Consider the following 11,972-nt stretch of genomic DNA (forward strand, 5'->3'; position numbering starts at 1 on the left):
AATGCAATTTTTGTATAACAAGCAGGCTGGAGAAGAGTTTATACAACTTCAAGGTGAAAACTTTAACCATTTAAAAGCAAGAAGAGTAAAGGAAAATTCGGAGCTAAATCTTAGAAATTTACAAGATAATTTTCTTTATAACTATACAATCTTGAATTTAACAAGAAATTCTTGCACTTTAAAATTTTTAAACAAAAAATCACAAAATATAAAACAAAGTGAATTAAACTTAGCCTTAGCCATTATAGATACTAAAATTTTAGAAAAAACTCTACCTTTCTTAAATGAACTTGGAGTCAAAAAGCTACATTTGGTTTTTACAAATTTTTCACAAAGAAATTTTAAAATTGATTTAGAAAGATTTGAAAAAATCATTATTTCCTCTTGTGAACAATGCGGTAGAAATACTAAAATGGATTTAATTATCCACCAAAGCACTCAAGAATTTGTTCAAAAATTTCCGAATGCAATTATGGTTGATTTTCAAGGAAAACAACAAAGTCATTTCGATGAAAAAGAATTATATTTTATAGGTCCTGAAGGTGGATTTAACAATGATGAGAGATTATTGTTTAACCGGAAAATCTCTCTTAAAAGCTCTAATATTCTAAAAAGTCAAACAGCTATTATAGCCATAGCTTCAAAAATTTTGCTTTAACTTTTCTTAAATTAATCTCTTTTTTATGTTAAATAATTTATAATCACGGCTTATTGTTTTAATTTTTAAGGAAAACTAATGAAAAAAGAAATTCACCCAGAATATGTAGAATGCAAAGTAAGTTGTGCTTGTGGAAATACTTTTACAACAAAGTCAAACAAAGCAGAATTAAGAGTAGATATTTGTTCAAATTGCCATCCTTTTTTTACAGGTAGTGAAAAAATTGTAGATGCTGCAGGTCGTGTAGAGAAATTTAAGAAAAAATACGCAATGCAATAATTATGCTTTATTTTATTCCTACCCCCATAGGAAATTTAAGCGATATTTCTTTTAGAGCCTTAGAACTTTTAAAGACTTGCAATCTTGTGTTTTGTGAAGATACAAGAGTAAGCAAGTCTTTGATTTCACTATTAAATGCGAAATTTCACACTGATATACATATTTCTAAATTTATAGCCTTACACTCTCATAATGAAAAAGAAGTTTTAGCAAGTATTGATTTAAAGATATTTGAAAAAAATGTAGCTTATTTAAGCGATGCAGGAATGCCAGGAATTAGTGATCCTGGTAGGACTTTGGTAGAATTTGCACAAGAAAATAATATCACCTATGAAATTTTACCAGGTGCAAATGCAGCCTTAGTTGCTCTTGTAAGCTCAGCATTTTGTCAAAAAGAATTTATCTTTATCGGTTTTTTAGCAAATAAAGGCAATGAAAGACAAAAAGACATAGAAAAAATTTTAAATCTTCCTTATCCAAGTATTATTTACGAATCCCCCAAGCGTATTTTATCTTTGATAGAACAAATTATGATTCTAGATAGTCAAAGAGAAATTTTTTTAATTAAAGAAATCAGTAAAAAATTTGAAAATAAATTTAAAGGCAATGCTAAAGAGCTTTTTGAAATTTTAAAAAAGTCTAATTTAAACGGCGAATGGGTTGTAGTACTACAATCAAAAGAACAAAATTTTTTGCAAAATACTCTTTGTGAAAAAGATATTATGGATTTAGAGCTGCCTTTAAAAGCAAAAGCAAAATTATTATCAAAGTTCAATGGAAAAAATGCAAAAGAAATTTATCAAAAACTGCTTTTAAGTCAAAATTAGGTAAAATTTCAATATGATAGTTTATGGGAAGCAAATATTTTTTTATATTTTAGAATATCATAAAGACTGTATCAATGAGCTTTATTTAGCAAAAGAATGTGATAAAACTACTTTTTCCAAAATTGCAAAATCAGGTTTTAAAATCAAAAAACTTGATTTTAAAACTGCTCAAGCTTATGCAAAAGGTGGAAATCATCAAGGTTTTTTGCTAGATATTAAAGAAAGTTCTTTTGCAAATTTAAATGAGATCAAAAAAAATGATTTTATTGTTATGCTTTATGGAATTAGTGATGTAGGAAATATAGGGGCTATCACCCGTACAGCTTATGCTTTAGGGGTTGGGGCTTTAATTTTTATTGGTGAAAAATTAGCCATGGAAGGAGTAATTCGCACAAGCAGCGGAGCGGCTCTTGATTTACCTATTGTGATAAGCAACGATGCTTTAAGTGTAATAAACGAACTAAAACAAGTAGGTTTTTATTTTTATGCGAGCGATGGCTCGGGAAAAGAAATTCACAGTGTAAAAATAAGCAATGGTAAAAAAGTTTTAGTTTTGGGTAGTGAGGGTTTTGGTTTAAGCTCTAAAATTGTAAAAAAATGCGATGAATGTGTGGGCATTGCGATGAAAAATAATTTTGATAGTCTTAATGTCAGCGCTGCTTTTGCAATACTTTGTGATAGGATGTTAAATGCTTAATTGGAAAAAAATACAAGAATTAAATTTAAAAGAAGTTGCAACAAAAACGCAAATTGAACTTGATTTTCTTGAAGCTTTAGTAGAAAAGAATTTTGCTGTTTTAAGTCGTTTTAATGTTAAAGGTTTTGTTAAAATTTTAAGCAGAGAATACGAACTCGACTTTAGTGATTTTAACGAAGAGTATGAAGCTTATCTTAACGAAAACAATCCTACTCCACAAACAAAATCAAAAATGATAACCCCCAAACTAGATGCTTATAGTCAAAAATCCTCTAACACTTGGCCTTTTTTGATTGTTCTTATTGTTTTAGTGATTATAGGAAGTGGAATTTATTATTTTGATACACTTAAAACTTTTTTCAAAGATGAACAAAATAATACTAGCGCAACAGTTATAGATATCATAGGACAAGCACAAGAAAATTTAAAATTTTTAGATGAAAACAGTGTTGTTGTTATAGACAACAATAAAGCACAAGAAACAAATCAAACAGAGAGCGTTTTACCAAGCCAAAACATCTCATTACAAGAAAATGATAAAAACATAAGCATAGAAAATAACATCAGTGAAAATAACACAACCCTACTTGATGAAGAAAAAAATACCCAAATCCAAGAAGACACAAATGCACCAAAAACTGATTCTTTAAAAGAAGCACATTTTAAAACTTCTTCCAAAATATGGATAGGTTTGATAGATTTAAAAAACCTTAAAAAAACAAGCTTTGTTAAAGAAAAAGATTTTAACATTTCTTTAGATAAAGATCAGTTAATTTTAACAGGGGCTGCAGCTTTAACAATGTTTAATCAAGAAAATAAAGAACAAAAATTTCCTGCAGGAATTTCAAAACGTTTCTTGATTAAAGATGGAAAAATTACAAGTATTTCACCTGCTGAATTTGCAAAATTAAATAAAGGTAAAGAATGGTAAAAAAAATTATTATTCTTACTCTTTGGGTTAATATATCTTTTGCAATCTCAAGTCTTGATTTGGCAAAAAATTTAGTAAACAATCCTAGTAAAAATTCTCAACTAGAATTATTATTTTCAAATAATTCTTACATAGATAATAATGGAAATTGTGATATTGCAAAAATATCTCAAATATTAAAAACCAATTCTTTAATCGCCTTAACACTATCAAATCCTCAAAGTCTAAGATTAAATTTTAAAGCAAAAGCTGATGAAGTTATGTTTTTTAAAATTTTATCTGATGTTTTAACAGATGCTGGATACATATATTTTATCCCCACAGATTTGATTTTAAGAGAAGGAAATATTGACTATACCATACAAGTAGAATCTCAATATGTTTTAGATCCTGGAACGCTTTATAATCTCTTAAAAGAAAATTCTGTCTATATAGATAATATTAAGCGTATTGGGACATATGATTATGAATATGATTTAAATTTTTCCAATGCTGTATTAAAAACCAACACAAATGTTAATTTAAATACTCCAAAATCATTAGAAAAGCCCCTTAAAGACTATGTGCTTAATTTAAAAAATGCTACAAATTTGATTATTGATGCAAATGATTTAGATAATTGGTTTCCTAAAATCTTCTTTTTAGATAAAAATCTAAATCTAATTAAAGCAGTAAAAAGTGAAAATAAAAATAATCATTTTTCAGAACTTATTCCAAATGGTGCTATATATGCTATTGTAAGCGATATGTATAGTTTAGATAATATACGCAGGGGTTTAAAAATCACACTTAAAAAATAAGGATTAAGAAATGTTTGATGAAATCCGTTTTAATACCATAGAAAGACTTCCAAATTATGTTTTCGCAGAAGTAAATGCGATAAAAATGGCAGCAAGACATGCTGGAGAGGATATCATCGACTTTTCAATGGGGAATCCCGATGGTAAAACTCCTCAACACATTATAGATAAACTTTGCGAAAGTGCTAACAAAGATAAAACCTCAGGATATTCTACATCCATGGGGATTTATAAACTTCGTTTAGCAATTTGTAATTGGTATAAAAGAAAATATAATGTTAATCTAGATCCTGAAAATGAAGTTGTAGCTACCATGGGTTCAAAAGAAGGTTTTGTAAATCTTGCAAGAGCGATTATAAATCCTGGAGATGTTGCTATTGTACCTACTCCTGCTTATCCTATACATACTCAAGCTTTTATTATAGCAGGGGGTAATGTAGCAAAAATGCCTTTAGCTTATAATGAAAAATTTGAACTTGATGAAAATCATTTTTTTGAAAATTTGCATAAAACTTTAAATGAAAGCATCCCACGTCCAAAATATGTCGTTGTTAATTTCCCACATAATCCAACAACAGTAACTTGTGAAAAAAGTTTTTATGAAAGATTGATAGCAACGGCAAAAAAAGAAAGGTTTTATATTATTTCAGATATTGCATATGCAGATTTAACTTATGATGACTATAAAACTCCTTCTATTTTAGAAATTGAAGGCGCAAAAGATGTAGCGGTAGAAACTTACACTCTTTCAAAATCTTACAATATGGCGGGCTGGCGTGTGGGTTTTGTAGTAGGAAATAAACGCTTAGTCAGTGCACTTAAAAAAATAAAATCTTGGTTTGATTATGGTATGTACACACCTATTCAAGTAGCAGCTACCATAGCTTTAGATGGAGATCAAACTTGCGTGGATGAAATTCGTGCAACTTATGATAAAAGAATGCACATTTTACTTGAAGCTTTTGAAAATGCAGGTTGGAAACTTCAAAAACCAAGAGCAAGTATGTTTGTTTGGGCAAAACTCCCTGAAAGCAAAAGACATTTAAAAAGTTTAGAATTTTCAAAGCAACTTTTACAACGTGCTAGTGTTGCAGTAAGTCCTGGGGTAGGTTTTGGCGAAGCAGGTGATGAGTATGTAAGAATTGCTTTAATTGAAAATGAAAATCGTATACGTCAAGCTGCACGCAATATCAAAAAATATTTAAAAGAGTAAGTTATGAAAGTAGCGATTCTTGGTTATGGCACTGTTGGAAGTGCGGTGGTTAAATTTCTTTTAGAAAATGATAAACTCATTCGTGCAAGGTGCGGTCAAAGCATAACTCCTGTGATCGCTCTTGCTAGAAGTCCTAAAAAAAATGCTTTAATTCCAATTACTCATAGCGTTGAAGAAATTTTAAATGCTGATGTAGATGTTTTTGTGGAGTTAATGGGTGGAGTGGATGAAGCTTTTAAAATAGTGAGTGAAATTTTAAAAAAGAAAAAAGCTGTTGTTACTGCAAATAAAGCTATGCTTGCTTATCATCGTTATGAACTTGAAAATTTGGCTAAAAATTTAGCCTTTGGTTATGAAGCAAGTGTGGCTGGAGGAATTCCTATTATCAAGGTTTTAAAAGAAGGTTTAAGTGCAAATAATATTTTGGCTATAAAAGGGATTTTAAATGGCACGAGTAATTATATTTTAAGTTCTATGAGTCAAAAAAATATGAGTTTTGAACAAGCCTTACAAATAGCTCAAAATTTAGGTTATGCAGAGGCTGATCCAACTTTTGACATAGAAGGACAAGATGCAGCACATAAACTGCTTGTTTTATCAAGTATCGCTTATAATCTTAAAGCTAAACCTGAAGATATTTTGATCGAGGGTATTAGTGAAATTGCGCCTGAAGATATGTATTTTGCTAATGAGTTTGAATTTACCATAAAACTTTTAGGTATAGCTAAGGTGCGTGAAAATAAAGTAGAATTAAGAGTGCATCCTACTATGATAGATAAAGAAAAAATGCTTGCAAAAGTTGATGGAGTGATGAATGCTATAAGCATTAATGGAGATTTGTTGGGTGAAAGTTTGTATTATGGAGCAGGAGCAGGAGGAGAGGCCACTGCAAGTGCTGTGATTTCAGATCTTATGGATATAGCAAGAGATCAGGTAAAAGCACCAATGCTTGGTTTTGTGAATACTTTAGAATACGAGCTTTTAAGCAAAGATGAAATTTATACAAAATATTATTTAAGGGTGAAAGTTGAAGATAAAATAGGGGTTTTATCTAAAATCACACAATTGATGAGTGAAAATAATATTTCTATTGATAGTTTTTTACAAAAACCTAAAAAAAATGATGAAAATTACAGTACTTTGTTTTTTACTACGCATTTAACTTATGAAAAAAGCATACAAAATTTGCTTGAAATTTTACGCAAACAAGATTTTATAAAAACCAAGCCTTTTATGATGCGTATAGAATAATGGGTTTAAAAGCTTATTTAGATGGAATTTTAGGTGAAGATAAGGCTTGTAAATTTTTAAAAAAACAAGGCTTTGAAATTTTAAAAAGAAATTTCCATTCTAAATTTGGAGAAATCGATATAATAGCCAAAAAAGATGAAATTTTACATTTTATAGAGGTTAAATTTACTCAAAATAACTATGAAGTTTCTGAGCGTTTGGATAGAAAAAAACTTGAAAAAATTTTAAAAACTATAGAATTTTATCATCTTAAAAATGGAATTTCATCGGATTTTCAGATTGATCTGATTTGCATTAAAAATGATGTGATACAATTTTGCGAAAATATAAGTTTTTAAGCTGATATTTAAAAAAATAAAATACAATTAGACAAAAATTAAAGAAAGGAAAAATTATGGGAAAATATATTGAATTAACAAGTGATAATTTTGCTCAAGCAAAAGAAGGTGTAGCTTTAGTTGATTTTTGGGCTCCATGGTGCGGACCTTGTAGAATGCTTGCTCCAGTTATTGATGAACTTGCAAATGACTTCGATGGTAAAGCTAAAATTTGCAAAGTAAATACAGATGAACAAGGTGATTTAGCAGCTGAATTTGGTGTTCGCTCTATTCCTACACTTATTTTCTTTAAAAATGGTGAAGTTATAGATCAACTCGTTGGTGCACAATCTAAACAAGCAATTAGCGATAAACTAAACTCTTTACTATAAACTAAAGGCTAGTATAACTAGCCTTCTTCTTAAAAATTTCAAATTTATACTAAATAATAATTTTTATTAACTACTATTAAGAATAATTTTTATATCATTATTAATAATAAAATTCAATATAAAGGAAATATAAATGTTAGATGTAGCAATCATAGGTGGAGGTCCTGCTGGACTTAGTGCCGGACTTTATGCAACTAGAGGTGGTCTTAAGAATGTAGTAATGTTTGAAAAAGGTATGCCTGGTGGACAAATTACCTCAAGTTCTGAAATAGAAAATTATCCAGGTGTAGCCCAAGTTATGGATGGAATTTCTTTTATGGCTCCTTGGAATGAACAATGTATGCGTTTTGGTTTAAAACATGAAATGGTTGGAGTAGAGCAAATTTTAAAAAATAGTGATGGAAGTTTTACCATCAAATTAGAAGGTGGCAAAACAGAACTTGCTAAAGCTGTGATAGTTTGTACAGGTTCAGCTCCAAAAAGAGCAGGTTTTAAAGGCGAAGATGAATTTTTTGGAAAAGGTGTAAGCACTTGTGCAACTTGTGATGGATTTTTTTATAAAAATAAAGAAGTTGCAGTTTTAGGTGGTGGAGATACAGCTTTAGAAGAAGCTTTGTATCTAGCAAATATTTGTTCTAAAGTTTATCTTATCCACCGCAGAGATGAATTTAGAGCAGCTCCATCTACAGTAGAAAAAGTTAAGAAAAATGAAAAAATAGAACTCATTACTAGTGCAAGCGTAGATGAAGTATATGGTGATAAAATGGGTGTTACTGGTGTAAAAGTAAAATTAAAAGATGGTAGTATTAGAGATTTAAATGTTCCAGGAATTTTTACTTTTGTTGGTCTTAATGTAAGAAATGAAATTTTAAAACAAGACGATGGTAAGTTTTTATGCAATATGGAAGAAGCTGGGCAAGTAAGTGTTGATCTTAAAATGCAAACTAGCGTTACTGGACTTTTTGCCGCAGGAGATCTTAGAAAAGATGCACCTAAGCAAGTTATTTGTGCTGCAGGTGATGGAGCTGTAGCTGCATTAAGTGCTATGGCTTATATAGAAAGCTTGCATTGATTTTTTCTTATTAGGCTAGAATTCCTAGCCTAAATCTTTATATCAACACTCCTTAAAAATATAAAATATTTTTCATAATGTTTTATAAATATTATTAAATATAATTTAAATTATATTTAATAATATTACATAATTATATATTTAAAAAAATATAAAAATATTATTTTTTAAATTAATATTTTTATATTAAAAGCTATAACTTACTTATGTTAAAAAAATAAGGAAGGAATAAACATAGACAAAAAACAAAGTCACAGAAATTTTCTTAAAGCCTCATCTTTGTTTGCTTTAGTAGGTGCTAGCGCACCAAGTATGGTTTTTGCTCATACGCACAATCAAAACAATTTGAATTCTATTCAAATTGATATTCTGAGTGAAGCAGTAGAAAGAATTTTTCCCAAAGATGATTTAGGACCAGGTGCTAAAAAATTAGGTATAGCTATTTTTATAGATAATGAACTTGCAGGAAATTACACGGAAGTGGAGCAAAAGATTATCGCTTTGGACCTTTGATACAAGGAAAGAAAAATCAAGGTTATCAATATCCTTTAACTAGAGCTGAACTTTTTAAAATGGGAATTAATGCTTTAGATGAAGAAGTAAAACTTCATTATAAAAAAGGCTTTGTAAAGCTTAGCGCAAAACAAAAAGATGAAGTCTTAAGAGCTTTTGAGCAAGATAAAACCAAGGTTTCTTTTGAAGATAAGATAAAGGCGAGTGATTTTTTCACAGAATTAAGAAACATAACTATAGCAGGAGTTTATGCTGATCCAATTTATAGTGGCAATGCAAATATACAAGCTTGGCGTATGAAAAAATTCCCAGGGGCACAAATGACTTACGCAGCTCAAGTTTTAGATGGAGATAAATTTGAAGTGATAGAGCCTATTTCTTTGGCTGATATGTCGCATTAAAGGAATACAAATGGCAAAAATACTTAAAAAACAGATATTGTTGTTATAGGTTTAGGTTGGAGTTCGTCTATTGTTGCAAATGAGTGCGCTAAAGCAGGACTTAAAGTTGTCACCTTAGAAAGGGATGGACATCAAGATACTTCTGATTTTTTGGGTGCACACGATGAATATAAATATGTCAATAATGTTGCAATGAAACAGGATTTAAGCAAAGAAACTCAAAGTTTTAGGAATTCAGGCGATAAAATGGCTTTGCCTATGAGAAAAATTACTATACTTTTGATGTGGGAAATAATGTAGGTGGAGCAGGAGTTCATTGGAATGGTATGAGCTATCGTTTTTTACCTTATGATTTTGAAATAAAAAGCAAAACCGAAGAACGCTATAGTAAAAATAAAAATTTCTAAAGATTATCCTATACAGGATTGGGGTGTAACTTATGTGAAATGGAACCTTATTATGATAAAGTTGAAAAATTGGGGTTTCTGGAGAAGATAAAAGTCCTTTCTTAGAAAAAAGAAGCAATCCTTATCCTAATCCACCTTTGGAAAAATACTATGCTTAAAAAATTTAGAGAAGCGGCTAAAAAATTAGGGTATCATACTTGCATGGTTCCTGCTTCAAATTCTTCTCAAAGTTATACAAATCCTGACAAACAAAGCTTGGGAGCCTGTCAGTATTGTGCTTTTTGTGAGTATTTTGGTTGCGAATATGGAGCTAAAGCTTTTCCTATAGTAACAACCATACCTTCAGCTTTAGCAACAAAAAATTTAGATATTAAAACTTATGCTAATGTGTTAGAAATTTTGCATAAAGATGGTAAAGACAGGGGTAAAATTTATCAATACTTTAACTTTAGAAGAATTTATCCAGCCTGCAGAAGTGGTTATGCTAGGCTCTTATGTTTTCAACAATGCTAATTTAATGGTTTCTAATATAGGCGAAATTTATAATCCAAAAACAGGCAAAGGAACTTTAGGAAAAAATTATAGCTATCAAATCACACCTAGTGTTAATGGTTTTTTAAAAGATCCATTTAATCTTATCTTGGAGCTGGGGCACTTTGCAATTGGATAGATGATTTTAATGGGGATAATTTCGATCATTCCAAACTTGATTTTATCCACGGTGCAAGTTTTAGACTTTCTCAAAACTGGGATCGTCCTATAGCTTCAAACTCTACAGAACCTAACACACCTTCATGGGGAGTCGAATTTAAAAAAGCTTCTATTTATAATTATACTCGATTTACTTATATTGGAGCTCAGGGTGCATCTATTCCTTATATAGGTAATTATTTATCCCTTGATCCAACTTATAAAGATACTTATGGACTACCACTTATCCGCGTAACCTATAATTTTACCAAGCAAGATAAAAATCTTTATAATTTTATGCTTCCAAAACTAAAAAGCATCATGCAAGAAATGGGAGCGCAAAATATTTACACTTCGCCAAAATTAGGAGATTATGGAGTAGTTTCAAATAGTTGGTATACTTTTACACATATTGCCGGCGGAACTATAATGGGTACAGATAAAAACACAAGTGTAGTTAATCCTTATTTACAACATTGGGATGTTAATAATCTTTTTGTCGTAGGTGCAGGAATTTTCCACATAATCTAGGCTACAACCCTACCTTAACCTTAAATGCTTTAGCCTATCGTGCTAGCAAAGCTATTATAAAATATTTAAAAACTGGTAATTGCTAATACAGTGATTAAATTCCAAGCCTTAAGTTTTTGGAATTTATTAGCTTCCTATCACTCCACCATCAAGTTTTCTTATCATCATTACACTCGATCTTGGCGTTTTTCCATAAGGAAAAGTACTACCTTTTAAATCTTCTCCTGGATGTTGTATGCCTACAAACATTGTAGTATAATCCTCACTAAAAGCAATCCCTGTTAATTCACAAGCAATAGGCCCTGTTAAAAAACATTTCCCCTGTTTTTGGATTTGCTGCTAGCATGCAGTTATTTCCTATACCTTCGTATTCATCTTTATTAGAATAAGATCCATCTGTTTGTATCCAAAGTCTTCCATCTCTATCAAATTTAAGTCCATCAGGAGAATTAAATTTATTTTCACTTATAATAACTTGTAATATTATTTGAGCCTTTATATAAGCCTTGTTGGTTATCAGGATTTCCAACAAAAGTAAAAATTTCCCAAGTAAAATCATCGTCTTTATGAGAATTTTTTGGCATCCATTTTAAAATTTGTCCATAAACATTTTTAGTCCTTGGATTTACTGCATATGATTTTATTTTCATCATAAAGTTTTGCTTTACTAAAAAGTGAATCATCCCAAGAAATTAAAACCTTTGCCTCATAACCTTGTGGTACTATAACTTTATCTTGTGTGCTTACACTAACAGCTTTAAAACCTAACAAATCCTTATCCTTAAGCATAAAAAGCACTTAAATTTGAACTTAAAAAAAGCCACCATAGAACCTAAAGCTAAACTTTTTAAAAACAATATTCTTTCCATTTATTTTTACTCCATATTAAAATTTAAAACAATGGAAATATAGAAATATTTGGAAACTTTTTAGAAATTTTGATGAAAATTTAAATCGAAGGAAAAATTTATACCTAGTTTTTCACTAGGTATA

19 protein-coding genes and 1 pseudogene are annotated in these 11,972 nt (G+C 29.9%); 18 read left to right on the plus strand and 2 right to left on the minus strand.

All coding sequences use genetic code 11. The features are described from left to right. The first annotated feature begins 1 nt into the window (after nucleotide 1). The 18 genes from ELQ07_RS06580 to ELQ07_RS08365 all read left to right on the plus strand — a co-directional run bounded on the left by ELQ07_RS06580 (nucleotide 2) and on the right by ELQ07_RS08365 (nucleotide 10,979). Nucleotides 2-658: a 16S rRNA (uracil(1498)-N(3))-methyltransferase gene (locus tag ELQ07_RS06580; protein WP_070316677.1), complete on the plus strand. Its 657-nt coding sequence runs from the start codon at nucleotides 2-4 to the stop codon at nucleotides 656-658. Between the two features lie 78 nt (nucleotides 659-736). After that, complete coding sequence (gene rpmE, locus ELQ07_RS06585) at nucleotides 737-937, plus strand: 50S ribosomal protein L31 (RefSeq protein ID WP_002851603.1); 201 nt, start codon at nucleotides 737-739, stop codon at nucleotides 935-937. Nucleotides 938-939: 2 nt separating this feature from the next. Next, nucleotides 940-1,764: a 16S rRNA (cytidine(1402)-2'-O)-methyltransferase gene (gene rsmI, locus ELQ07_RS06590; RefSeq protein WP_070316678.1), complete on the plus strand. Its 825-nt coding sequence runs from the start codon at nucleotides 940-942 to the stop codon at nucleotides 1,762-1,764. A 13-nt stretch (nucleotides 1,765-1,777) separates the two neighbouring features. Continuing rightward, complete coding sequence (gene rlmB, locus ELQ07_RS06595; protein WP_002866330.1) at nucleotides 1,778-2,461, plus strand: 23S rRNA (guanosine(2251)-2'-O)-methyltransferase RlmB; 684 nt, start codon at nucleotides 1,778-1,780, stop codon at nucleotides 2,459-2,461. Beyond that, nucleotides 2,454-3,392, plus strand: coding sequence for a hypothetical protein (locus ELQ07_RS06600; protein WP_070316679.1), 939 nt, complete (start codon nucleotides 2,454-2,456; stop codon nucleotides 3,390-3,392). The genes rlmB and ELQ07_RS06600 overlap by 8 nt, the downstream gene beginning before the upstream one ends. Next, the gene (locus tag ELQ07_RS06605) at nucleotides 3,386-4,192 is read left to right on the plus strand and encodes a hypothetical protein (protein ID WP_070316680.1); all 807 of its coding nucleotides are present in this window, start codon (nucleotides 3,386-3,388) and stop codon (nucleotides 4,190-4,192) included. Before ELQ07_RS06600 ends, ELQ07_RS06605 begins: the two co-directional genes overlap by 7 nt. 10 nt (nucleotides 4,193-4,202) lie before the next feature. Beyond that, nucleotides 4,203-5,405: an LL-diaminopimelate aminotransferase gene (locus ELQ07_RS06610; protein ID WP_096702712.1), complete on the plus strand. Its 1,203-nt coding sequence runs from the start codon at nucleotides 4,203-4,205 to the stop codon at nucleotides 5,403-5,405. A 3-nt stretch (nucleotides 5,406-5,408) separates the two neighbouring features. Continuing rightward, a complete protein-coding gene (locus tag ELQ07_RS06615; RefSeq protein ID WP_002896293.1) occupies nucleotides 5,409-6,656 on the plus strand; it encodes a homoserine dehydrogenase in 1,248 nt (415 codons plus the stop codon). Further along, entirely contained in the window at nucleotides 6,656-6,994 is a 339-nt protein-coding gene (locus ELQ07_RS06620) for a YraN family protein (protein WP_070316682.1), read from the plus strand. The genes ELQ07_RS06615 and ELQ07_RS06620 overlap by 1 nt, the downstream gene beginning before the upstream one ends. A 56-nt stretch (nucleotides 6,995-7,050) precedes the next feature. After that, complete coding sequence (trxA, locus tag ELQ07_RS06625; protein WP_002825604.1) at nucleotides 7,051-7,365, plus strand: thioredoxin; 315 nt, start codon at nucleotides 7,051-7,053, stop codon at nucleotides 7,363-7,365. A gap of 133 nt (nucleotides 7,366-7,498) precedes the next feature. After that, entirely contained in the window at nucleotides 7,499-8,437 is a 939-nt protein-coding gene (gene trxB, locus ELQ07_RS06630) for a thioredoxin-disulfide reductase (RefSeq protein WP_134224906.1), read from the plus strand. A gap of 279 nt (nucleotides 8,438-8,716) precedes the next feature. Next, entirely contained in the window at nucleotides 8,717-8,950 is a 234-nt protein-coding gene (locus ELQ07_RS08275) for a gluconate 2-dehydrogenase subunit 3 family protein (protein WP_180752893.1), read from the plus strand. Next, complete coding sequence (locus ELQ07_RS08280) at nucleotides 8,947-9,351, plus strand: gluconate 2-dehydrogenase subunit 3 family protein (RefSeq protein WP_180381620.1); 405 nt, start codon at nucleotides 8,947-8,949, stop codon at nucleotides 9,349-9,351. The genes ELQ07_RS08275 and ELQ07_RS08280 overlap by 4 nt, the downstream gene beginning before the upstream one ends. Nucleotides 9,352-9,501: 150 nt before the next feature. Next, the gene (locus ELQ07_RS08350) at nucleotides 9,502-9,651 is read left to right on the plus strand and encodes a hypothetical protein (protein ID WP_243833565.1); all 150 of its coding nucleotides are present in this window, start codon (nucleotides 9,502-9,504) and stop codon (nucleotides 9,649-9,651) included. Then, nucleotides 9,636-9,758, plus strand: coding sequence for a hypothetical protein (locus tag ELQ07_RS08415; protein WP_257408068.1), 123 nt, complete (start codon nucleotides 9,636-9,638; stop codon nucleotides 9,756-9,758). The genes ELQ07_RS08350 and ELQ07_RS08415 overlap by 16 nt, the downstream gene beginning before the upstream one ends. A 150-nt stretch (nucleotides 9,759-9,908) precedes the next feature. Further along, nucleotides 9,909-10,271 (plus strand): hypothetical protein, encoded by a 363-nt coding sequence (locus ELQ07_RS08355; protein ID WP_240692721.1) that lies wholly within the window; start codon nucleotides 9,909-9,911, stop codon nucleotides 10,269-10,271. Continuing rightward, nucleotides 10,240-10,428, plus strand: a complete 189-nt coding sequence (locus ELQ07_RS08360) for a hypothetical protein (RefSeq protein ID WP_243833566.1) — start codon at nucleotides 10,240-10,242, stop codon at nucleotides 10,426-10,428. Before ELQ07_RS08355 ends, ELQ07_RS08360 begins: the two co-directional genes overlap by 32 nt. A gap of 266 nt (nucleotides 10,429-10,694) precedes the next feature. Further along, nucleotides 10,695-10,979, plus strand: a complete 285-nt coding sequence (locus tag ELQ07_RS08365; RefSeq protein ID WP_243833567.1) for a GMC oxidoreductase — start codon at nucleotides 10,695-10,697, stop codon at nucleotides 10,977-10,979. A gap of 126 nt (nucleotides 10,980-11,105) precedes the next feature. Here ELQ07_RS08365 and ELQ07_RS06645 read toward each other — a convergent pair. Both ELQ07_RS06645 and ELQ07_RS06650 read right to left on the minus strand, forming a co-directional pair. Continuing rightward, nucleotides 11,106-11,605, minus strand: a pseudogene (locus tag ELQ07_RS06645) (alkaline phosphatase PhoX); the annotation flags it as partial. Then, a complete protein-coding gene (locus ELQ07_RS06650; protein WP_134224907.1) occupies nucleotides 11,592-11,768 on the minus strand; it encodes an alkaline phosphatase PhoX in 177 nt (58 codons plus the stop codon). The gene ELQ07_RS06650 and the pseudogene ELQ07_RS06645, both read right to left, overlap by 14 nt. Nucleotides 11,769-11,972: the final 204 nt, after the last annotated feature.

The sequence above is a fragment of the Campylobacter sp. US55 genome, from assembly GCF_004378955.1.
Classification (GTDB): domain Bacteria; phylum Campylobacterota; class Campylobacteria; order Campylobacterales; family Campylobacteraceae; genus Campylobacter_D; species Campylobacter_D jejuni.